The following is a 20,922-nucleotide window of genomic DNA, read 5'->3' as shown; positions in this document are numbered from 1 at the left end:
ATATTCCTTTTCGTTGCGGTTCCGTAGTTCCAGAACCTTTTTTCACAACATGAGCCCGAAGCGCGCACGCCCGGGCTTTCCGCTGCTTGAGGTGATCTGCGGACGGGAAAACCCGGCCACCAGAAAACGAGTCTCTGTCAGAGATGGGGGTGGGTATGAGGATTCGGACGAAGCGTCAAGTCCCTTTTTCAGCGCCGGGGCGCCGAGGCAGGTTTTTCCGGTTCAGGCCGCGTTTTGCGGGCAGGGGCGCAAACGCAAAAGGGCGGCCGCAGGGGCCGCCCTTCGGGTTTAACAGACTGGAATCATGCGTCCATGCAGCTGGCGAGCGCGGCCTTGACCTCTTCCATCGGGCCCATGCCGTCGATCCGCTCATAGACGCCCTTGGCGTAATAATAGCCGATCAGCGGCGAGGTGGTCTTGTAATAGGCCATCAGGCGCACGCGCAGGGCGTCTTCGGTATCGTCGGCGCGGGGCGTCTGGCCAGCGGCCTTTGCCTGCTCGGCACGCCCGACGATGCGCGAGACCAGCGCCTCGTCATCGACGCGCAGCTCGATCACTTTGTCCACTGCCTGACCCATTTCTTCGAGCAGCTCGCCAAGCGCATCGGCCTGTTTCAGCGTGCGCGGAAAGCCGTCGAAGATGAAGCCCGACGCCTTACTGGTCGAGACCTTCTCGCGGATCAGGCCGATGACGATCTCGTCGGTGACCAGCTGGCCACTGTCCATGATCGCGGCGACCTTCTTGCCCATTTCGCTGCCGCTGGCCTTCGCCTCGCGCAGCATGTCGCCGGTCGAGAGTTGAACCATGCCGCGTTCGCTGACCAGAAACCCGGCCTGTGTGCCTTTGCCCGCTCCCGGCGGTCCAAGAAGAATGATGTTCATCGCCGTGCAGGCCCTCTCCGCTTCGTCTTTGTCTTACTCTTGCCGCGCAGCTGCGACTTCTGAATAAGACCTTCGTATTGATGCGCCAGCAGGTGCGATTGAACCTGTTGGATCGTGTCCATGGTCACCGACACGACGATCAGCACCGAGGTTCCGCCAAAATAGAACGGGATAGCGAACTGTGCGCGCAGGAATTCCGGGAAGAGGCAGACCAGCGCAAGATAGCCCGAACCCAGCACCAGCACGCGGTTGACCACGTATTCAAGATGCTCGGCGGTGCGCTTGCCCGGACGGATGCCCGGAATGAAGCCGTTCTGGTTCTTGAGGTTGTCGGCCACATCGTCGGGTTTGAACGACACGTTGAACGTATAGAAATAGGCGAAGAAGATGATCATCGCCGCGAAGAACAGCAGGTACAGCGGCTGGCCGGGGCCAAAATAGGCAAGGATCGTCGACATGATCGGCGAAGTGGTGCCAGAGTGGCTGAAGGTCGCGATCGTGGTCGGCAGCAGCAGCAGCGAGCTGGCAAAGATCGCTGGAATGACGCCGGCCGGGTTGACCTTGACCGGCAGGTGCGAGCTTTGCGCCTCGGTCATCTTCATGCCGACCTGACGGCGCGGATACTGGATGGTGATCTTGCGCAGCGCCCGTTCCATGAACACCACGAACATGATCACCACGACGACCATCACGATCGCGCCAAGGATCACCGCTGGCGACACCGCACCCGAGCGACCCGAAGAGAAGAACTGCGCCAGTGCGGCGGGGATCTCGGCCACGATGCCGACGAAGATGATCAGCGAAATGCCGTTGCCGATGCCGCGGGCGGTGATCTGTTCGCCCAGCCACATCAGGAACATGGTGCCGCCAACCAGCGTGATCACCACAGCGGCGCGGAAATACCAGCCCGGATCATGGGCAAGGTCGCCCGCCTCGAGCGACACCGCAAGGCCATAGGCCTGGAACAGCGCCAGAAACACCGTGCCGTAGCGGGTGTACTGGTTCATCTTCTTGCGGCCCTGTTCGCCCTCTTTCTTCATCTGCTCAAGCGCGGGAACCATGGCCCCCAGCAGCTGCACGATGATCGAGGCCGAAATATAGGGCATGATGCCAAGGGCAAAGATGCCCATCCGCCCCAGCGCGCCGCCGGTGAACATGGACACCATGCCGCCGATGCCCTGTCCCGCCTGTTCCATGAACTGGCGCAGGGCCGCACCGTCGATGCCGGGAACGGGGATATACGTCCCCAGCCGGTAGACGACCAGCAGGCCTAGCGTGAAGAAGATGCGATTGCGAAGGTCTGTCGCCTTGCCGAGTGCCGCCCAGCTCGTGTTGGCGGCCATTTGTTCCACAGCGGATGCCATGCGGGTCCTCTATTCAAGAGAAACGCCGCCGGAAGCGCTTTCCGGCTCCGGCGGCGTTCGTGGAAAACGTGGGGTTCTGTGTAAGCGGCACTCGCACCGCTCACAACCCGCTTAATTGACCGCTTACTCGGCAGCCACCGCAACCTTGAGCGCACCACCTGCCTTTTCGACAGCCTCGACAGCGGCTTTCGACGCGCCGGTGGCCTCGATGGTGAGGGCCGAGGTGATCTCGCCCTTGGCAAGAACGCGGATGCCGTCGAGCTTGCGGCGCACGAGGCCCGAAGACACGAGGGTCTCTTCGGTGATGGCGCCTGCTTCAAGCTTGCCGGCGTCGACGAATTTCTGGATCAGGCCAAGGTTCACAACGGCATAGGCCTTGCGGTTCGGCTTGTTGAAGCCGCGCTTGGGCAGACGCTGGTACAGCGGCATCTGGCCGCCTTCGTAGCCGTTGATGGCCACGCCCGAGCGGGATTTTTGACCCTTGATACCACGGCCACCCATTTTGCCCTTGCCGGAGCCGGGGCCACGACCAATGCGTTTCTTGGTCTTGGTTGCGCCGGGATTGTCGCGCAGTTCGTTGAGTTTCATATCGCTTCTCCATTGCCGGACATGGCCCCCGAAGCGATTGGGCCAGACTCGGCGTGACGTGTTTCGTGAATCGGTGGCGCAAAGCCACCGGGGGCCTATAGCGCCCGATGTGCCGTCTTGCAAGAAAAACGGGGGCGATGGGGCGCCCCGCGCGGCGGGCTTATTGCGCGCCTTTTTCCAGCGCGTCGAGGCGGGCCTTGAGCGTCTCGTTTTCTTCGCGGGCCTTCTGCGCCATGGCGCGTACCGCGTCGAATTCCTCGCGGGTCACAAAATCGCGATCCGCCAGCCAGCGGTCGATCATTGATTTCATCGCGGTTTCCGCCTCGCTGCGGGCACCCTGCGCCACGCCCATCGCGTTGGTCATAAGCTGGGAAATGTCGTCGAACACCTTGCTGCGCGTCTGCATGGAAGCCTCCTGATACGCTGTTCTGATCTATATGGTATGGATGGGGCGTCGGCTCAAGGTTGACTTCCCCCACGCGGGCATATCAACCATGCGTTCATGATCGCCGCCATTCCCTTTCCGCCGCTCTCGCCCGAGCTTTTCTCGATCTCGATCGGAAGCTTTGAATTTGCCCTGCGCTGGTATGCGCTTGCCTATATCGCTGGCATCCTGCTGGGCTGGAGACTAGCAAGCGCGGCGGTAAAGCGTGCCGCGCTGTGGCGGAATGACGCGCCGCCGATGAGCGCCGAAGAGGTCGAGCAATTCGTGACATGGGTGATCCTCGGGATCATCCTTGGCGGGCGGCTGGGCTTCGTGCTGTTCTATCAGCCTGCCTATTACCTGACGCACCCGGTCGAGATCCTGATGGTCTGGCAGGGCGGCATGTCGTTCCACGGCGGGCTGCTGGGGGTGATCCTTGCGGTGCTGCTGTTCTGCCGCAGCATCGGCGCGCCGCTGGTGCCGGTCGCCGACATGATGGCGCTGGCGGTGCCGCCGGGGCTGCTGCTGGGCCGTCTCGCCAATTTCGTCAATGCCGAGCTGTGGGGCCGCCCGACCGATCTACCATGGGGGGTGATCTTTCCCGGCGCGGCTGCGCAGGATTGCGGGCAGGCGTTTGGCGAATTCTGTGCCCGGCACCCCTCGCAGCTTTACGAGGCCGGGCTTGAAGGGCTGATCCTTGGCGGTCTGCTGATCTGGCTGGCCTTCGCGCGCGGCGCGCTCAAGAAGCCGGGGCTGGTCGCCGGGCTGTTCTTCATCGGCTACGGTCTGGCGCGCTTCGCGGTGGAATTCGTTCGCCAGCCCGATGCGCAGTTCGTGTCCGAGGGCAATCCGCTGGGGCTGGCGTGGCATGTCGGCGGCTACGGGCTGACCATGGGGCAAATCCTGTCGCTGCCGATGCTGGTCGTTGGCCTGAGCTTTCTGCTGATGGCACGGCGGCGCGCATGACGGCGCTGGCAGAGATCCTGCACCGGCGCATCGCGGCCGAAGGGCCGATGAGCATCGCCGAGTACATGACGCTTTGCCTGCTGCACCCGGTGCATGGCTATTACACCACCCGCGATCCGCTTGGCGCGGACGGCGATTTCACCACCGCCCCCGAGATCTCGCAGATGTTCGGCGAGCTGATCGGCCTGTCGCTGGCGCAATCATGGATCGATCAAGGGCGGCCCGACTTTGTGCTGGCCGAGCTGGGGCCGGGGCGCGGCACGCTGATGAACGATGCGACGCGGGCGATGGGCGCGGTGCCGGGGATGCTCGAGGCGGCGCAGATCTACCTCGTCGAAGCCTCACCCACGCTGCGCGCCCGTCAAGCCGAGGTGCTGGGCGGGATGTCGCCAATCTGGGTCGACAGCCTTGCCGATCTGCCCGAGGCGCCGCTTTGGCTGGTGGCGAATGAATTTTTCGATGCGCTGCCGATCCGTCAGTTCCTGCGCGCGGGCGAGGGCTGGGCCGAGCGCGTTGTCGGCCAGTCGGACGGGCATCTGGCCTTTGGCCTGACCGAGCCTGCGCCGGTGGCCGCGCTGGCGCATCTGGTGCCGAGCACCCCAGAGGGCACGTTGATCGAAACCTGCAGCCCGGCGCAGGGCGTCGCGGCAGAACTGGGCCGCCGCATCGCGCAGCATGGCGGCGCGGCGCTGATCATCGACTATGGCGACAACGGCAGCGCGGGCAACACGTTTCAGGCGGTGCGCGCGCATGAAAAGGTCTCGGCGCTGGCGCAGCCGGGGCAGGCCGACCTGACCGCCCATGTCGATTTCAGCGCGCTGGCGCAGGCCGCGCCCTGTGCTCATACCGCGCTGGTGCCGCAAGGGGTGTTCCTTGAAACGCTGGGCATTACGCAGCGGGCGCGAAGGCTGGCGCAGGGGCTTGCCGGGCCTGCGCTTGAGGCCCATATCGCCGCACATCGCCGGTTGACGCATCCCAGTGAAATGGGTTCGCTGTTCAAGGTGCTGGGATTCGTTCCCGAAGGGGCTCCGGTGCCGCCGGGGTTGCTTGCCGCCGATCTTCGCGAGAGATGACATGACACTGGAAATCATCACGTCCGACAGCCTGGCCCCGTTTCGCCACGGCTTCTTCACCCGCAAGGGCGGAGCGTCGTCGGGCGTGTTCTCGGGGCTCAACTGCGGCAATGGCTCGTCGGACCAATCCGAGATCGTCGCCATCAACCGAAGCCGCGTCGCCGATGCGATGCAGGTGCCGCTGACGCATCTGGTCAACCTGCACCAGACCCATTCCGCCGAGGTGGTCACCGTCAGTGGCCCGCTTGACGGGCAGGTGCCCGAGGCCGACGGGCTGGTCAGCGCAACGCCGGGCGTGGCGCTTGGCGTGCTGACCGCCGATTGCCAGCCGGTGCTGTTCGCCGATGCTGTGGCCGGGGTGGTCGGCGCGGCACATGCGGGCTGGAAAGGCGCGCTTGGCGGCGTGCTCGAGGCCACCGTTGACGCCATGCTGGCGCTTGGCGCCACGCGGCAGGGCATCCGCGCGGTGATCGGCCCGGCGATCAGCCAACGCGCCTACGAGGTCGGCCCGGAGTTCTTTGAACAGTTTCTTGCCGAAGATTCGTCCTATGCGCGGTTCTTTGCGGCGGGGCTGGGCGATCGGATGCTGTTCGATCTTCCGGGCTTTGGGCTGTACCGGCTGCGCGATGCCGGCATTGCGGCGGAATGGACACGTCATTGCACCTATTCCGATCCGGCGCGGTTCTTTTCCTATCGCCGCTCCTGCCACGACAAGGAAGCCGATTATGGGCGGCTGATGTCGGTCATCCGGCTGTAGGCGGAAACAAATCGCCGGATTCCGCTGAATTGTCGCGGCTTGGTCAGGAATTCGCCCCATTTTTCGAACAATGTGAACCAGACAGCCCCGGGCGGTGCCCGAAAAGCAAGGATGCGTTCACATGACCGACCCCGCCAAAGCCAGAAAACCCAGTCGCTTTGTGGCCTCTGCCATCGTCACCGCGACGACCAATGGTATCCGGTTGCCCTCGGCACGTCGGGCCCGCCATGCCAAGGCCGCGCTGCGCAGCAAACCCGCAGCCGTGTCGCGCAAGAGCGCCTGAGGGCGCGCTGACCGTTGCCCGCGATTCGCCGGGCATCGACGAAATGTGGCGGGATCGTCCGAAAAAATCCGACAATCGAGTCTGTCGAACCGGATTGATTGGCTGAGATCGATCAAATCCGGTTCGATTTTGACAGGGCCTGCGCATTGCGGCCTTATCGTGTACAACGTAACCGCGAATGTCCTTCTGTCGTTGTTGGTGGGGGCCAGCTTCGGATGTGACCGACCTGTATGAGGTGTCACATGTCCAGTCTCCATCCTTTGAACCGGCCCCGGGGCAACGTGGTTTCGCGGCGCGCGACCGTTTCCCTACGGAATGAGCGGCCTCGGCGCGCCTCCACTCTCATGCGCAAGTATGAGGCCACCGCGCTGCTGCCCGATCTGTCCATCGTTCATAAAGCGCATGTTGCGCCGGCACTGGCGCTGTTCGAAGACGCAACCACCGCCTTTGCCCGTGGCACGCTGCTGCCGACCGTGCGCGGCCCTGTCGCCATCGAAGACCTGCTGCCCGGCGATTACCTCCAGACCAGCGAAGGCACGCAGCCGGTGCTGTGGATCGGCTCGACCACCTATGTGCCGGGAATCGACGATGACGTGTCGACGCTGGCCCGGCTGGTCCGGATCACCGCTGACGCCTTCGGCCCCAGCCGTCCGATGAGCGACGTGTTGGTCGGCCCCGCCGCGCGGATGGTGATGCGCCGTGACCGGCTGCGCGCCCTGATCGGGCAGGACAGGGTGCTGGTGCCGGTGTCGGAATTCGCCGATGGCGAGCGCATCGTGCAGATCACCCCGGCAGGAGCGGTGCAGATGTATCACCTGATGGTGCCGCGTCACGGCACGCTGCGGGTCGGCGGCATCGAGATGGAAAGCTATCACCCCGGCAAGGCCATGGCCAAGCCGCTGCCCGACGCGTTGCGCGGGCTGTTTCTGGGAATGTTCCCCAACATCGGCGTGATGCAGGATTTCGGCGAGCTGAGCATGACCCGCACCACGCGCGCCGCGATCGACGCGCTGATCGCGTCGTGATCAGGCGGAGCGGCTGAGCCGTTCCTCGAGCACATCAAAGGGCACGCCCGGCTCGTCCTTGGCGCCGCGGATCACCAGCGACGTCTTGACCGATCCGACGTTGTCGGCGGTCAGCAGCTGGCCGGTCAGGAAGGACTGGAAGGTCGACAGGTCAGGCGCCACGCATTTGAGGATGAAATCCACCTCGCCGTTCAGCATGTGGCATTCGCGCACCAGCGGCCAGGCGCGGCAGCGGTCTTCGAACACGCGCAGATCGGCTTCGGCCTGACTTTGCAGCCCGACGCTGACAAACACCTGCACCTCGAAACCCAGCTCGCGGGGGTCGACATCGGCGTGGTATCCGCGGATGAACCCCTGTTCCTCAAGGGTGCGGACTCGGCGCAGACAGGGCGGCGCACTGATTCCGACGCGCTTGGCCAGCTCGACGTTGGTCATGCGGCCGTCCGCCTGAAGTTCGGCCAGAATCTTGCGGTCGATCGGATCGAGCCGGTTGCCGGGCATGGCGAGTCCTTTTGGTATTTCGCGATTGTTATAGCATCGCCGGTCGGCGGCGCAATAAAGTTTCGCTCTGACGAAAGATTGTTAACGATATGTCGCGCGCAGACGAGCTTTTCCGCCCGGGGTTTGCGCGCGCCGTTCGCATCTTTATATGCAGTGCGACTGATAAAGATTCCAGACCGAAACCTGCTGCGAGGCTCCCTCATGTCCGACACACGCCACACCAAGGCCCTGATCATCGGCTCCGGCCCGGCGGGCTATACCGCTGGCATCTATGCTGCGCGCGCCATGCTCTCGCCGATTCTGGTGCAGGGGCTAGAGCCCGGTGGCCAGCTGACCACCACGACCGAGGTCGAGAACTGGCCCGGTCACACCGAAGTTCAGGGCCCCGAACTGATGGTCACCATGGAAGCTCACGCCAAGGCGATGGGCACCGAGATCATCTCGGACATCATCACGTCGCTTGACTGTTCGGTGCGCCCCTTCGTGGCCAAGGGTGACAGCGGCGCGACCTATACCGCCGACGCGGTGATCCTTGCCACCGGCGCGCGGGCGAAATGGCTGGGGCTGGCGTCGGAAGAGGCCTACAAGGGCTTTGGCGTGTCGGCCTGCGCGACCTGCGATGGCTTCTTTTATCGCGGTCAGGAAATCGTGGTGGTTGGCGGCGGCAATACTGCTGTCGAAGAGGCGCTGTTCCTGACCAATTTTGCCAGCAAGGTGACGCTGATCCACCGCCGCGACGAGCTGCGCGCCGAGAAAATCCTGCAGGACCGCCTGTTCAAGCACCCAAAGATCAAGACGCTCTGGCATCACCAGCTCGAAGAGGTCGTGGGCGAGGACAACCCCAAGGGCGTCACGGCGGTGCGTGCCATGGATGTGCGCAGCGGCGAGATTGCCGAGATTCCCTGCAAGGGCGTGTTCATCGCCATCGGCCATGCGCCTGCGAGCGAGCTGGTGAAGGATCAGCTGGAAACCCATATGGGCGGCTACGTGAAGGTTCGGCCCGGAAGCACCGAAACCTCGGTTCCCGGGGTGTTTGCCGCAGGCGATCTGACCGACCACGTCTATCGTCAGGCGGTCACCTCGGCGGGCATGGGCTGCATGGCGGCGCTCGATGCGGAACGCTGGCTGGCCGAGCAGGGGCTGGATTCGGGCAAGGACGAATCCGAGCCTCTGGGCTACGGCGCCCCCGTTGAGGCAACGCATTGATACCGGGCTCCGGGGATTTTCCTGCGAAAATTCTAGGAGACTTTGGCGTCGCCGAAGATTATTCATCTAAATAATCTTCAAGACCCGGTCCGGATGGCGAGAGTTTGCCGCATATCCGGGACCATCGTTCCATTCTTGCGCAAGCGGGTTGAAATCAACCTGCTTGCGTGGCTAAAGCCAATTTATACCGTCCGCGGCACCGCATTTCGACTTCCTTGACGAGAGATCTGTTCATGACCATGTCCGCCAATCTGGCTCCGATCCCCGAGCTATACGTTTCCTATGACAGCGCGCAGAAACTGAAGGTCGAGGCGGCGGAGCTTGTCTCGCTCGATCTGACCCCGCGCCAGATCTGCGATCTCGAGCTGCTGATGAACGGCGGCTTCTTCCCGCTCAAGGGGTTCCTGTCCGAAGCGGATTACGACGGTGTCGTCGAGAACATGCGCTTGGCAGACGGTACGCTCTGGCCGATGCCAATCACGCTGGACGTGTCGGAGAAATTCGCCGACAGCATCGAGATCGATCAGGACATCGCGCTGCGCGATCAGGAAGGCGTGATCCTCGGCACCATGACCGTCACCGACAAATGGGTGCCGAACAAGGCGCGCGAGGCCGAAAAGGTCTTTGGCGCCGACGACGATGCGCATCCGGCGGTCAACTACCTGCACAACACCGCGGGCAAGGTCTACCTTGGCGGCCCGATCACCGGCATCCAGCAGCCGGTGCACTACGATTTCCGCGCCCGTCGTGACACGCCCAACGAACTGCGCGCCTATTTCCGCAAGCTCGGCTGGCGTAAGGTTGTTGCGTTCCAGACCCGCAACCCGCTGCACCGCGCCCATCAGGAGCTGACCTTCCGCGCCGCGCGCGAATCCGAAGCCAACCTGCTGATCCACCCGGTTGTCGGCATGACCAAGCCCGGCGATGTCGATCACTTCACCCGCGTGCGCTGCTACGAGGCTGTGCTCGACAAATACCCGGCCTCGACCACCGCGATGTCGCTGCTGCCGCTTGCCATGCGCATGGCCGGCCCGCGCGAGGCGGTCTGGCACGGGCTGATCCGCAAGAACCACGGCGTGACCCATTTCATCGTCGGCCGCGATCATGCTGGCCCCGGCAAGAACAGCCAGGGCGAAGACTTCTACGGGCCCTATGACGCGCAAGAGCTGTTCAAGGAGCACGAGGCCGAGATGGGCATCGAAATGGTGCCGTTCAAACACATGGTCTATGTGCAGGAACGCGCCCAGTACGAACCCAATGATGAGATCGCCGACAAGGAAAATGTCACGATCCTGAACATTTCGGGCACCGAACTGCGTCGCCGCCTGCAAGAGGGTCTCGAGATCCCCGAATGGTTCTCGTTCCCCGAGGTGGTCAAGGAGCTGCGCCGCACCAAGCCGCCGCGCTCCAAGCAGGGCTTCACCGTGTTCTTCACCGGGTTCTCGGGGTCGGGCAAATCGACCATCGCCAACGCGCTGATGACCAAGCTGATGGAAATGGGCGGGCGTCCGGTGACGCTGCTCGATGGCGACATCGTGCGTAAGAACCTGTCGTCGGAGCTGGGCTTTTCCAAAGAGCACCGCGACCTGAACATCCGCCGCATCGGCTATGTCGCGTCGGAAATCACCAAGAACGGCGGCATCGCGATCTGTGCGCCGATCGCGCCCTATGCGGCGACCCGCCGCGCGGTGCGCGAGGATGTCGAACAGTTCGGCGCCTTCATCGAAATCCACGTTGCCACCAGCATCGAGGAATGCGAGCGCCGGGACCGCAAGGGCCTGTATAAGCTGGCGCGTGAGGGCAAGATCAAGGAATTCACCGGGATCTCTGATCCCTATGACGTGCCGCAGAACCCCGAATTGTCGGTCGAGACCGAGAATGTCGATGTCGACAACTGCGCGCATCAGGTGATCCTGAAGCTGGAAAGCATGGGTCTGATCGCCGCGCATTAAGCGGTGCAGATCTCTGGCAACCGAAAGGCCCCGCGCAGCGTTCTGCGCGGGGCCTTTTTTGTATTGGCCTGCCGTTCAGGGGTGTACGGGCTGTTTTGCCAAAATTTCATGCAATGAGTTAACCATTTAATCATTCCATGCGTGCGATCGTCTGACAGCATTTCATGGAGCGGCCACTTGCAAAAATTCAGAACACTCGCCACTTGCGTCGGTCTTGCGATCGCCGCGGTGTCTTCGGCGCACGCCGCCACCGTGATCGCCGATGGCAACGGCACCGCGAATAGCGCTGATTGCACCTTTGGCTGCGTCACCCGCTATCAGCAGATGTACAGCTCTGCGCTGTTTTCCGGGGTGAATGACATCACGTCGCTAAGCTTTTTCGTCGCGGATAATTCCCCGACCAGTGCATTCGCCAACAGCATCTACCAGTTGAGCCTGTCCACGGCGGCTACCTCGCTAGGCAGCATGAGCAGCACCTTTGCCTCGAACGCCGGCAGCGATGCCACGATCTTCGATGTGATCACGTTGAATGGCAGTCTCGTCGGCGGCAGTGCCATCACCTTCAACGGCAGCTTTGCCTATGATGCGTCTCAGGGCGATCTTCTGGTCGACATCCAGCACCTGTCGGGGCCGCGCCTGTCGACAAATCTGAGCTACAACCAAGGGGGCGACACCGACGGCGAGTACATGCGGCTTTACAGCTTTGGTGGGACCACGTCGGGTTACAGTCCGGCGGCCTATGGCAACCTCACCAGCTTCGAGGTGTCGCCGGTCTCGCCAGTGCCGCTGCCGGCCGGAGTCTGGATGCTTGGCCTTGGGCTGGCCGCGCTTGGTGCACTACGCCGCAAGGGTGCCTGATCCGGCAGGGCAGCTTAAACCTCGCGCAAAAGGAATTGCGCGCGGGGTTTATCCCGGCCGAAGCGCCGGGCGCAGCTGATCGGCAGCGTCGTGCAAGCCTGCTGGCGCAAGATGATGTCTTTTCCAGCTGTCGTCACCAGAAGCCGGTTACCGATCCGGCGTGGATCGTGTCGGCAACGGTGCCTGCCGGCGCTTTGCAGTCTTCGCGCCGTTGTAGATAATTGAAATCCCCATGAAATCCGCCGCGAAGGCCGAGTGCGGCGCGCCGTATGTTTCGGGGGGGCAGGAAGCTGGGCAGATGCGTTCGGGCAGGGCCAGCGCCTCTATCTGGTCGTGGGGGCAAGGATGAAGGTGGTGCCAGTGTCGCTGCGGCGACGCTTGATCTCCAGCTGCATCTCTTCACACGGTATGGCATCAAGCGCCGACAGCTCTACGCGGGGAAGCGCGGGTGCCCCAACATCGCGTTGGAAACGTTGTCGCGTCTGTGTGGTCGCTCCTGTGCGGCAGGATCGCTGCGGCTGAGGGAAAACCGTCTGCGCGGTGCAGACGCGTCCTCGCAGGCCAGATGTCCAGAGACGTAAAACCAGAAGTCCTGCCGCAAGGCATAGCTCGGCCCTAAGTCATCTGCCGGGCAAGCATAGGCTGGTCCTAACCAATGCTGCTGTTTTTGATATTTTACGCCGCAGTGCGGCGGTGCTTGTCTGATCGGGCAGGGCGCCTCGGTCGTCTTGCCGCCTTTCCCGCAAGGCCCGGCAACCGGGCGGCGCGGGGTCTTCTTTGACACGCTGACGGATCTGGTTTTGTGCAGCTCTGCTTAACAGCGTGTCGGGGTCTAGGAGGGCGGCAAGGGCAGACCGATCCGCGCTCGCTTGTGTGCGGCGAATTCAAGACCGGCGCTGATCCGATCCAGCATGGAGTGATGCCTTTATGACGACTGTCGCCGCCTCGTGTCGTGCCATCCATCGGGGCGGTGTGGCCGCCGCCAACCGCCCGCCGGCCCATGACGCCTATGACTTCATCTCCGCCGAGCGTGCACAGATACTACCGCCCGTCCCCGTGACCATCAAGGGCCTGACCCGATGGACAGCGACAACCGGGGCGACAATCATGACCCGCTCGTCGGGCGTTTCAACCAATGGCTGTTGACGGGCTAAGGCCCGCAGCCCTGCGGGCGCGGCGATGATCGCTTTCGCCGCGTCCGGTCCCCTGTGTCCTTTGTGTCCTTGAAAGAGCAGAAGATGACCAAGAAGCAGCTCGCCATCGCAACCCTGATCGAAGCCTACGGCCAGCACGCCGCTGCCTGGCTGACCGACGAGGCCGACCCCGGTTCGCCCACCGACATCGAATATTTCAAGACCATCGCGCAGATCTGCGAGCGTGGGAAATTCGATTTCTACTTCATCGCCGATACGCCGGCCTGCCGCACTGGCGACATCGAGACGTGGGCGCGCTCGCCGATGTACATGAACCAGCTCGAGCCGATCACCCTGCTGACGGCGCTTGCCGGGGCCACGTCGAAGATCGGGTTGGCCGCCACCGCCTCGACCAGCTTTTACGAGCCTTACAATCTTGCCCGGCTTTTTGCCTCGCTCGATCATATCTCGGGCGGGCGCGCGGGCTGGAACGTCGTGACCTCGGCCAATGATTTCGCTGCCCGCAACTTTGGCGCAGACCGCCTGCCGCCGCACGCCAAGCGTTATGCCAAAGCCAAGGAATTCTACGAGGTGGTCACCGCGCTCTGGGACACATGGGAAGACGATGCCTTTATCTATGACAAGGAAAATCAGCTCAATTTCGATCCGGCCAAAATGCATCTGGTCGATCACGAGGGGGAATTCTTCCGGGTCAACGGTGCGCTGAACATCGCGCGCCCGCCGCAGGGCTACCCGGTGATCCTTGAGGCCGGCGGGTCCGAGGCGGGCAAGGAATTCGCCGCGCAGACCGCCGAGGCGGTGTTCGGCGTGGCCACCAATATCGACGAGGCCATCGCCTTTTACGCCGATCAGAAATCGCGGATGCCGAAATATGGCCGCAACCCAGATCACCTCAAGGTCATGGCCGGGGCGACCATCGTGGTGGGCGAGAGCGCCGAAGAGGCCAAGGCCCGGGTCGACAAATGGCAGGCGCTGATCCACCCGGATGTCGGCCTGCTGCGCATCAAGCAGGATATCGAAACCGACCTGTCGGACCTGCCGCTTGACGAGCCGGTGCCGGTTGATCGCATCCCGGCGGAGTCGAATTATCACCGCTCGTATTTCGACGAGGTGGCGGGGATGATCCGCCGCGGCCTGACCCTGCGCGAGATCTGCCAGCAATACACCCGCGCCAAGGTCACGCTGTTCGGCTCGCCCGAGGAAATCGCCAACCTGATGCAGGAATGGCTCGACCGCGAGGCCTGCGACGGTTTCATGATCACCTTCCCGGTGATCCCCTCGACCCTCACCGATTTCGTCGAAAAGGTCGTGCCGATCCTGCAACAGCGCGGCATCTTCCGCGAGGAATACACCGGCAGCACCCTGCGCGAGCATCTGGGCCTGCCGCGCCCCGAAAACCGTCATGTCATGGCGCAGAAGGCGGCGGTGAATGGCTGAACTTGCGGCCTCGGCCATGGCGGTGCCTCGGGCGCGGCAGCCGCTGAACCCGGTGTGGCGCGCCGCGCCGGGGAGGCTGCTGGTGCTGCGTAGCCGGGCGCTGACCCGGTCCGGGCGCAGCGGAGTCCTGCAAGGCGTCGTTGCCCTTTTGCTGGGCAGCGGCCTGAAAACAACGCTTCCCGGACAGATGTGGGACAGCATAAACCTGCAAACAAACCCGATACTCGCCGCGGCCTCTGTTGTCGTGCTGCTGATCGTGCTGATCTTTTTCGGCGCGATGGAGCTGGCGCAGATCCGTCGCGGCGGCAAGAAAGGATACATCAGATGGACGCACGCGTAGACATCATCGACGAGACACAGGCCCGGATCGACCTTGCCGCCGCCCTGCGCATGACCGCGCGGGCTGGGATGAATGAAGCCGTCGCCAACCATTATTCCATCGCGCTCAGCGCTGACGGGATGCGTTTCCTGATCAACCCCAAGTGGATGCACTGGGGCCGGGTCAAGGCGTCCGACATGGTGCTGGTCGATCTCAACGACGGCACGGTGCATGACAACGTCGACACGACGGCGATGAAGATCCACGGACAGGTGCACAAGCTGTGCCCCGCCGCCCGTGTCGTCATGCATCTGCACCCGATCATGACCACGGCGCTGGCCTCGATCGACCCGCCGGGGATGCCGGCCATCGACCAGAACTCGGCGCGTTATCACAATCGTCTGGCGATCGATCTGGGCTATGGCGGCATGGCCAATTCCGATGCCGAAGGTGCGCGGCTGGCGGGGCTGATGGGCAACAAGTCGCGGCTGCTGATGGGCAATCACGGCGTGATGATCACCGCCCCCACCATGGGCGAGGCATGGGACGACATCTATACCTTCGATCGCGCCGCGCAGACCGTCATTGCGGCGATGTCCACTGGCCGCCCGCTGCTGACGCTGTCCGAGGCCGACGCCGAACAGACCGCGCAGGACTGGGAGACGATCGGCGACTTCTGCATCGCGCATTTCGAGGAGATGAAGCTTATTCTTGATGCGGAATGCCCGGATTACAAGGATTGATGCCTGATGGCAGGGCATGTTCGCGTGCCCTGCCGCCAACCGCGCTATATGGCATGGGGACAGCTCCTCTCGCCGAAAGAAAGACCCATGACAAAGACCGCCCCGACCCAGATTTCCGACCCCGTTGCCCTGACGCAAACGATGTTTCGCGATGGCATGGCCCGCCTTGCCGGCGCGGTGAACATCGTGACAACCGATGGCCCGGCGGGGAAGGCGGGGCTGACCGCCTCGGCGGTGTGTTCGGTCACCGATACGCCGCCGACGCTGCTGGTCTGCGTCAACCGCTCGTCCTCGGCAGCGCCGTCGTTTCTGGCCAATGACGCGATCTGCGTGAACACGCTCGGCCCGGAGCATCAGGATCTGGCGATGATCTTCGGCGGCAAGAAGCCGATGGCGGATCGGTTTGCTTCGGCCGAGTTCGGCACCGGCGCAAGCGGTGCCCCGGTGCTGAGGGATGCGGTGGTCAGCTTTGATTGCAAGGTGTCGCAGCGCGCCGTCGTCGGCACGCATGAGGTGATTTTCTGCGAGGTGGTCGAAGTCACCCAATCCGAGGGCGGCTCTGCGCTGGCCTATTTCGCGCGCAAGTTCCACGAGCTCGACGGCTGAGCCTGCGACCGGTCCGAAGCGGGCCGGGCGGGGGCGTCGGTGGTTTTTTGCCCGCGGCGCGGCTTTGGCTCAACCTATGCAGCGCTGCAATACATATTAATTTTCTGAAAGTCACGATCCGGGTATGACAGGGCCATGCGCCACCGCAGGAAGGACCACGAGACATGCCGCAGACCATAGATACCATCGTCGTCGGAGCCGGGCAGGCGGGCGTTGCCATGTCCGAACATCTGGGCCGCGCGGGGATTTCGCATCTGGTGCTGGAACGCGCCCGCATCGCCGAACGCTGGCGCTCCGAGCGCTGGGATTCGCTGGTGGCGAACGGCCCGGCCTGGCACGACCGCTTTCCGGGGCTGGAATTTCCCGGCGGGCCGGATGATTTTGTCCCCAAGGATGCCGTCGCCGATTACTTCGTCGATTACGCCCGTAAGATCGACGCGCCGGTGCGCTGCGGGGTCGAGGTCAAGCGGGTCTCGAAACTGCCCTCGCAGCGTGGCTTTCTCGTGGAAACCTCGCATGGCGATTACGAGGCGCTGAACGTGGTGGCCGCCACCGGCCCGTTTCAAAAGCCGGTGATCCCGGCGGTGATCGACGACGCCGCGCCGGTGATGCAGATGCACTCGTCGGGCTACAAGAACCCCGCTCAGCTGCCCGAGGGCGCGGTGCTGGTGGTTGGCGCCGGCTCGTCCGGCGTGCAGATCGCCGACGAGCTGAACCGCGCCGGGCGCAAGGTGTTCCTGTCGGTGGGGCCGCATGATCGGCCGCCGCGGGCCTACCGGGGGCGGGATTTTGTCTGGTGGCTCGGGGTGCTCGGGCTGTGGGATCTGGCGACCCCGCCTGCAGGCGCCGAGCATGTGACCATCGCCGTCAGCGGTGCGCGCGGCGGCGAGACCATCGATTTTCGCCGCCTCGCTGGCGAAGGCATCACCCTGCTGGGCCGCACCGAAGGCTATGCCTCGGGCAAGGTCAGCTTCCTTGGCAATATCGCGCAGATGGTCAAGGGCGGAGACGACAACTACCTTGCGCTGCTCGACGCCGCCGACGCCTATGTGGCGCGCAACGGGCTCGACCTGCCCGAAGAGCCCGAGGCGCGGGTGATCCGCCCCGATCCCGAGTGCATGACCCACCCGATCACCGAGCTAGACCTTGCTGCCGAGGGCATCGGCACGATCCTCTGGGCCACCGGCTTCGTGCAGGATTATAGCTGGATCGAAGCACCGACCTTTGACGCGCAGGGCCGCCCGATCCACCGCCGCGGTGTGTCCGAGGAGCCGGGGATCTACTTCCTTGGCCTGCCGTGGCAATCGCGGCGCGGCTCGTCCTTTATCTGGGGTGTCTGGCACGACGCCAAACACGTGGCCGACCAGATCGCCATCCGGCACGCCTATTTCACCTATCACGACGACGCCAACGCGCAGGCGGCCCCCGCCGCGGCGCAAGGCTAAACAGGAGACCACCCCGTGGCACATACGCGGATCCGCACGTTCAACACCAAGGAAACCTACCCCGAGCAGAACCTCGACAACGACCTGTGTCAGGCCGTGGTCACGCAGGGGGGCAAGACGGTGTATCTGCGCGGGCAATGCCCGCAGAACCTTGACGATGCCAAGAACATCGAAAGCCATGATCCGGTCGAACAGACCCACAAGGTCATGCAGAACATCAAGCAGCTCATCGAAGAGGCGGGCGGCGATATGGAGCATCTGGTCAAGGTCGTCGTCTACATCACCGACGTGCGCCACCGCGAGGCGGTCTACCGGACCATGGGCGAATACATCAAGGGCGTGTACCCGGTGTCGACCGGCCTCGTGGTCAGCGCATTGGCCCGCCCCGACTGGCTGGTCGAGATCGACGGCACGGCGGTGATCCCGGACTGACCCGCACGACAGGCGTCCGCCTCGACGGGGCGGACGTCTGCTGGTGATTGATGGTGATCATTCGAAGCTGCGGGCGCATGGCCCTGCCATGTCTGCTTTGAGCCGGTGCTGTTGAAAAACGCGCTGGCGATCTGCTCTTCGGGGTGATGATGCTAGGGATTTAGGGGGCTGCAATCCTGGCGCCCACATGATCGGGCTTTTCGGCCAATCTACACAACAGGGGTACTTCCCCCAGCGAGCTTGGCCAATTTCCTTTCGGTCAGGATTCATACCCAAAAGATGACGAGAGCCGCGAGCGCGATGGTGGAGAGGAAGACCTTGGGGCAGCGGTTGTAGCGGGTGGCCACACGCCTCCAGTCCTTGAGTCTGCCGAACATGATCTCGATCCAGTTACGGCGCTTGTCTCTTGCCCGGCAGGGCATTGCAAAGCAATGTCCCGAGAAGGGTATTTCACGGCTGTCTTGCATTGTTTGTGGCACGGGATACAGGCGCGTATACCCTCGTCCTGCAACGCTTCTCTGAACCGGTCAGCGTCGTAGCCACGATCCCCGAGCAGCCATTTGAAGTTTTGGTAGGCCGCTGAGCAATGCGCGCGCGCCGATGTCATCGCTGACCTGTCCGGCGGTGTCGAACAAGTCGATCGCTCGTCCCTGACTGTCGCAGATGGCGTGCAGCTTGGTATTCATGCCGCCTTTGGTTCGACCAATCAGACGGCCGAGGCCAGCCTGGCCATCATCTGGGCGAAGACGCCTTTCCCGCTCCAACGTTTCCACTGGCTGCAGAGCGTCTTATGCGGACCATACTCTGCGCCAACGCAAGCCATTGCGATTGATGCAGGTAATCCCGCTCAGAACCCGCCTGTCATTCCTCTCGGGAGATTGCTGTGCAATGCCCTGCCGGGCAGTGAACGCGAGGCTTGCCATGAGGCTTGGGGCAGAAAGGGGCCAAGCGTGCCATCTGCGCGTCGGTCAGCCAGTAGAGAATGCTCATGTCACAGCTGCGTCTTCGAAGCCGTGACTCATGCCGTCCGCACAAAATTAACGCATCCTGACCTTAGTCAGCCCATGCTGCTGCCACTGTTCCGCTCTCCGCGCAATGCTCGTCCGCGGTCGTGAACGTAGCTCCACAACGCTATCGCGACCAAACTGAAAATGTAAAGAAGACCCAAGGCGACCACGATTTCTCCGGATATTGGCCCGACAGATGCTCTTCCCATGACTTCCGAAACGGAAATCGCGGGTTCAGGGTGCACAATGATTTTTCCCATATAGGCAAGCGCCTGGATCAATAATATCCAGAGATAGGTGTTCCTGACCCTGCGCCCCACCGAGATTATCAGGCTGACGTGGTATTTCGGCCGCCAGTAATCTTCTGCCAGTGTTTTCTGCCAGTTTTCTTCCAGATGCAAATCCCCGCCGTCCAGCATTGGGGCGTAGAAATGGGTCTCTATCCAGCGACAGCGTGCGCGCCAGACATTGAAAAAGCGATACCTGCGTGCTTCGACCATCAGAAAGAACAAAAGCAACACGCCAACGAGGACAAGTGGCAGTGCAGATGCCGTGGGCGCTGCAAAGGTAATCGACAAGGCGATCCCCAACGTCACCACCGACCAATTTGTCGTGGTATCCAGACGCGTTCGCCAGATCGTCGAGCGGTAGACCTCGGCGCGGTAAAGGTGTGCCAATGCCCCGATTTCGGCGGCGTTAAGATCCTTGCGTTTCTTGTCGTCCGTATCCGGGCCCATCATGCATTCCTTGTCCGATCAGCTAGATTAGACACGGCGATGTTTTCCGGTCAACGACAGCGGCCGGAGCGTTCCAGGGCGTTCTGCTGTCCGCCCACCTCTTCAGGGGCCGTAATGACGGGAAGATCTTTGCTGCGGGTGAACAATATCCGCACAGCGGCTGGTCATGAGGCGCAGCCAGATCTTGCAGGGTCGGCAGTGCCTTACCGCACCCGTTTAGGATCGAGGATCGGCGGCTCCATCCCCGGGATATAGCTGTTGGAGATCAGCGTCCGGCAATGGTCCATGAAGGTGCTGACCAGTCGCGTTGGCTCTTGGCGTGCGGCGCGCAGCAGCCCCAGCCGCATCGGCTTGTGATCGCCGGCGATGCGCAGACGCCGCACCGCGCGCCCGTCCAGCGCCGTGGTCGATTTGGGGCGGATGTTGGCGATGGAATAGCCGAAGCGGTTCGCCACCATGGTCCGGATCACCTCTTGTTGCTGAAGCCGCCCGGCGATCTTTGGCGTCAGCCCCATGCGGGCGAACAGCGCAAGGAAGTAATCGCGCGAGATCGGCAGATCGAGCAGGATGAGGTTCTGTTCGGCCAGCTCCTGCAGCGTCACGGCGGTTTCCTGCGCCAGCGGATCGCTCTCGCCGACCAGCGCATAGGGCGGCAGCTCGGCCAGTGGAATGAAGTCGTAATCATCCGGCAGTTGCAGATCGTAGCTGAGCGCAACGTCCAGCTCGGCGCGATGCAGATCGTTCAGCAGCTTTTCATGATCGGCCACCTGCGGCAGCACCCGCACGCCGGGATAATCGGTGGCAAAGCTGTGCGCCACCTCGGGCAGCACCATCGGCGCAAAGGTCACAAGGCAGCCCAGAGATAGCGTGCCGCGCACCATTTCGGTGGCCTCGGATGCGGTGTGATACAGCTTTTGCGCCTGATCCATCAGCTGTTTCGCTTCGATCAGCAAGTCGCGTCCGGTGCGGGTCAGCGACAGGCCCTGCGCGTGGCGGCGCAGGAACAGTTGCGCGCCCAGTTCGGTTTCCAGCTGCGAGATGGCGGTGGAAATCGACGGCTGCGAGATGTTGATGCGCTCGGCGGCAAGCGTGATCGACCCCGCTTCGGCGGTGGCAATGAAATATTCGATCTGTCTCAGGGTGTAGCGCATGACGTCTAGTTCC

At 63.0% G+C, this 20,922-nt stretch carries 21 protein-coding genes and 1 pseudogene; 14 read left to right on the top strand and 8 right to left on the bottom strand.

The window, feature by feature from the left end; all coding sequences use genetic code 11:
• Positions 1-302 precede the first annotated feature (302 nt).
• The 4 genes from Q4543_RS00925 to Q4543_RS00910 form a co-directional block, all read right to left on the bottom strand.
• Positions 303-881, bottom strand: coding sequence for an adenylate kinase (locus Q4543_RS00925; RefSeq protein WP_216002358.1), 579 nt, complete (start codon positions 879-881; stop codon positions 303-305).
• A complete protein-coding gene (gene secY, locus Q4543_RS00920; RefSeq protein WP_303435835.1) occupies positions 878-2,245 on the bottom strand; it encodes a preprotein translocase subunit SecY in 1,368 nt (455 codons plus the stop codon). Before secY ends, Q4543_RS00925 begins: the two co-directional genes overlap by 4 nt.
• Positions 2,246-2,368: 123 nt before the next feature.
• A complete protein-coding gene (rplO, locus tag Q4543_RS00915) occupies positions 2,369-2,833 on the bottom strand; it encodes a 50S ribosomal protein L15 (RefSeq protein WP_216002360.1) in 465 nt (154 codons plus the stop codon).
• 160 nt (positions 2,834-2,993) lie between these two features.
• Complete coding sequence (locus Q4543_RS00910; RefSeq protein WP_216002361.1) at positions 2,994-3,239, bottom strand: accessory factor UbiK family protein; 246 nt, start codon at positions 3,237-3,239, stop codon at positions 2,994-2,996.
• 96 nt (positions 3,240-3,335) lie between these two features.
• Here Q4543_RS00910 and lgt point away from each other — a divergent pair, with 96 nt between their 5' ends.
• The 5 genes from lgt to Q4543_RS00885 all read left to right on the top strand — a co-directional run bounded on the left by lgt (position 3,336) and on the right by Q4543_RS00885 (position 7,361).
• Positions 3,336-4,223: a prolipoprotein diacylglyceryl transferase gene (gene lgt / locus Q4543_RS00905; RefSeq protein ID WP_303435834.1), complete on the top strand. Its 888-nt coding sequence runs from the start codon at positions 3,336-3,338 to the stop codon at positions 4,221-4,223.
• Entirely contained in the window at positions 4,220-5,296 is a 1,077-nt protein-coding gene (locus Q4543_RS00900; RefSeq protein WP_303435833.1) for a class I SAM-dependent methyltransferase, read from the top strand. Before lgt ends, Q4543_RS00900 begins: the two co-directional genes overlap by 4 nt.
• A 1-nt stretch (position 5,297) precedes the next feature.
• The gene (gene pgeF / locus Q4543_RS00895) at positions 5,298-6,053 is read left to right on the top strand and encodes a peptidoglycan editing factor PgeF (RefSeq protein WP_303435832.1); all 756 of its coding nucleotides are present in this window, start codon (positions 5,298-5,300) and stop codon (positions 6,051-6,053) included.
• A 121-nt stretch (positions 6,054-6,174) separates the two neighbouring features.
• Positions 6,175-6,336, top strand: a complete 162-nt coding sequence (locus Q4543_RS00890) for a hypothetical protein (RefSeq protein WP_303435831.1) — start codon at positions 6,175-6,177, stop codon at positions 6,334-6,336.
• Positions 6,337-6,680: 344 nt separating this feature from the next.
• The gene (locus Q4543_RS00885; protein WP_303435830.1) at positions 6,681-7,361 is read left to right on the top strand and encodes a Hint domain-containing protein; all 681 of its coding nucleotides are present in this window, start codon (positions 6,681-6,683) and stop codon (positions 7,359-7,361) included.
• Here Q4543_RS00885 and Q4543_RS00880 read toward each other — a convergent pair whose 3' ends face one another.
• On the bottom strand, positions 7,362-7,862 hold the full coding sequence (locus Q4543_RS00880) for an Lrp/AsnC family transcriptional regulator (protein ID WP_216002367.1): 501 nt from the start codon (positions 7,860-7,862) through the stop codon (positions 7,362-7,364).
• Positions 7,863-8,063: 201 nt separating this feature from the next.
• Between Q4543_RS00880 and trxB the strand changes: the two genes are divergently transcribed.
• The 9 genes from trxB to Q4543_RS00835 all read left to right on the top strand — a co-directional run bounded on the left by trxB (position 8,064) and on the right by Q4543_RS00835 (position 18,014).
• Positions 8,064-9,068, top strand: coding sequence for a thioredoxin-disulfide reductase (gene trxB / locus Q4543_RS00875; protein WP_303435829.1), 1,005 nt, complete (start codon positions 8,064-8,066; stop codon positions 9,066-9,068).
• A gap of 233 nt (positions 9,069-9,301) precedes the next feature.
• Entirely contained in the window at positions 9,302-11,020 is a 1,719-nt protein-coding gene (locus Q4543_RS00870; protein ID WP_303435828.1) for a bifunctional sulfate adenylyltransferase/adenylylsulfate kinase, read from the top strand.
• 177 nt (positions 11,021-11,197) lie between these two features.
• Entirely contained in the window at positions 11,198-11,878 is a 681-nt protein-coding gene (locus Q4543_RS00865; protein WP_303435827.1) for a VPLPA-CTERM sorting domain-containing protein, read from the top strand.
• 1,238 nt (positions 11,879-13,116) lie between these two features.
• Entirely contained in the window at positions 13,117-14,469 is a 1,353-nt protein-coding gene (locus Q4543_RS00860; protein WP_303435826.1) for an LLM class flavin-dependent oxidoreductase, read from the top strand.
• Entirely contained in the window at positions 14,462-14,809 is a 348-nt protein-coding gene (locus Q4543_RS00855) for a hypothetical protein (RefSeq protein ID WP_303435825.1), read from the top strand. The genes Q4543_RS00860 and Q4543_RS00855 overlap by 8 nt, the downstream gene beginning before the upstream one ends.
• Entirely contained in the window at positions 14,794-15,531 is a 738-nt protein-coding gene (locus tag Q4543_RS00850; RefSeq protein ID WP_303435824.1) for a class II aldolase/adducin family protein, read from the top strand. The genes Q4543_RS00855 and Q4543_RS00850 overlap by 16 nt, the downstream gene beginning before the upstream one ends.
• An 87-nt stretch (positions 15,532-15,618) precedes the next feature.
• A complete protein-coding gene (locus Q4543_RS00845; protein ID WP_303435823.1) occupies positions 15,619-16,137 on the top strand; it encodes a flavin reductase in 519 nt (172 codons plus the stop codon).
• Positions 16,138-16,301: 164 nt separating this feature from the next.
• A complete protein-coding gene (locus Q4543_RS00840; protein WP_303435822.1) occupies positions 16,302-17,582 on the top strand; it encodes an NAD(P)/FAD-dependent oxidoreductase in 1,281 nt (426 codons plus the stop codon).
• Positions 17,583-17,597: 15 nt separating this feature from the next.
• Complete coding sequence (locus tag Q4543_RS00835) at positions 17,598-18,014, top strand: RidA family protein (RefSeq protein WP_303435821.1); 417 nt, start codon at positions 17,598-17,600, stop codon at positions 18,012-18,014.
• A gap of 266 nt (positions 18,015-18,280) precedes the next feature.
• On the opposite strand, the pseudogene Q4543_RS00830 reads toward Q4543_RS00835, so the two are convergent.
• From Q4543_RS00830 to Q4543_RS00820, 3 genes and pseudogenes are all read right to left on the bottom strand, one after another.
• Positions 18,281-19,004 (bottom strand): annotated as a pseudogene (locus Q4543_RS00830) (IS5 family transposase).
• Between the two features lie 67 nt (positions 19,005-19,071).
• Entirely contained in the window at positions 19,072-19,761 is a 690-nt protein-coding gene (locus Q4543_RS00825) for a DUF2270 domain-containing protein (protein WP_303435820.1), read from the bottom strand.
• A 200-nt stretch (positions 19,762-19,961) separates the two neighbouring features.
• On the bottom strand, positions 19,962-20,909 hold the full coding sequence (locus Q4543_RS00820; RefSeq protein WP_216004165.1) for a LysR family transcriptional regulator: 948 nt from the start codon (positions 20,907-20,909) through the stop codon (positions 19,962-19,964).
• Positions 20,910-20,922: the final 13 nt, after the last annotated feature.

Origin of the sequence: Salipiger sp. 1_MG-2023 (assembly GCF_030547555.1) — a bacterium.
Lineage (GTDB): Bacteria > Pseudomonadota > Alphaproteobacteria > Rhodobacterales > Rhodobacteraceae > Salipiger.
The sequence above is the reverse complement of the archived record's forward strand: the minus strand, read 5'-3'. Positions and strand labels throughout refer to the sequence as shown.

Coding starts and splice junctions, on each gene's coding strand:
- Q4543_RS00820 (WP_216004165.1), bottom strand. CDS start 20,909: ATGCGCTACACCCTGAGACAGATCGAATATTTCATTGCCACCGCCGAA.
- rplO (WP_216002360.1), bottom strand. CDS start 2,833: ATGAAACTCAACGAACTGCGCGACAATCCCGGCGCAACCAAGACCAAG.
- Q4543_RS00910 (WP_216002361.1), bottom strand. CDS start 3,239: ATGCAGACGCGCAGCAAGGTGTTCGACGACATTTCCCAGCTTATGACC.
- Q4543_RS00870 (WP_303435828.1), top strand. CDS start 9,302: ATGACCATGTCCGCCAATCTGGCTCCGATCCCCGAGCTATACGTTTCC.
- Q4543_RS00890 (WP_303435831.1), top strand. CDS start 6,175: ATGACCGACCCCGCCAAAGCCAGAAAACCCAGTCGCTTTGTGGCCTCT.
- Q4543_RS00880 (WP_216002367.1), bottom strand. CDS start 7,862: ATGCCCGGCAACCGGCTCGATCCGATCGACCGCAAGATTCTGGCCGAA.
- Q4543_RS00850 (WP_303435824.1), top strand. CDS start 14,794: ATGGACGCACGCGTAGACATCATCGACGAGACACAGGCCCGGATCGAC.
- Q4543_RS00855 (WP_303435825.1), top strand. CDS start 14,462: ATGGCTGAACTTGCGGCCTCGGCCATGGCGGTGCCTCGGGCGCGGCAG.
- Q4543_RS00840 (WP_303435822.1), top strand. CDS start 16,302: ATGCCGCAGACCATAGATACCATCGTCGTCGGAGCCGGGCAGGCGGGC.
- lgt (WP_303435834.1), top strand. CDS start 3,336: ATGATCGCCGCCATTCCCTTTCCGCCGCTCTCGCCCGAGCTTTTCTCG.
- Q4543_RS00860 (WP_303435826.1), top strand. CDS start 13,117: ATGACCAAGAAGCAGCTCGCCATCGCAACCCTGATCGAAGCCTACGGC.
- Q4543_RS00925 (WP_216002358.1), bottom strand. CDS start 881: ATGAACATCATTCTTCTTGGACCGCCGGGAGCGGGCAAAGGCACACAG.
- Q4543_RS00825 (WP_303435820.1), bottom strand. CDS start 19,761: ATGATGGGCCCGGATACGGACGACAAGAAACGCAAGGATCTTAACGCC.
- trxB (WP_303435829.1), top strand. CDS start 8,064: ATGTCCGACACACGCCACACCAAGGCCCTGATCATCGGCTCCGGCCCG.
- secY (WP_303435835.1), bottom strand. CDS start 2,245: ATGGCATCCGCTGTGGAACAAATGGCCGCCAACACGAGCTGGGCGGCA.
- pgeF (WP_303435832.1), top strand. CDS start 5,298: ATGACACTGGAAATCATCACGTCCGACAGCCTGGCCCCGTTTCGCCAC.
- Q4543_RS00885 (WP_303435830.1), top strand. CDS start 6,681: ATGCGCAAGTATGAGGCCACCGCGCTGCTGCCCGATCTGTCCATCGTT.
- Q4543_RS00900 (WP_303435833.1), top strand. CDS start 4,220: ATGACGGCGCTGGCAGAGATCCTGCACCGGCGCATCGCGGCCGAAGGG.
- Q4543_RS00845 (WP_303435823.1), top strand. CDS start 15,619: ATGACAAAGACCGCCCCGACCCAGATTTCCGACCCCGTTGCCCTGACG.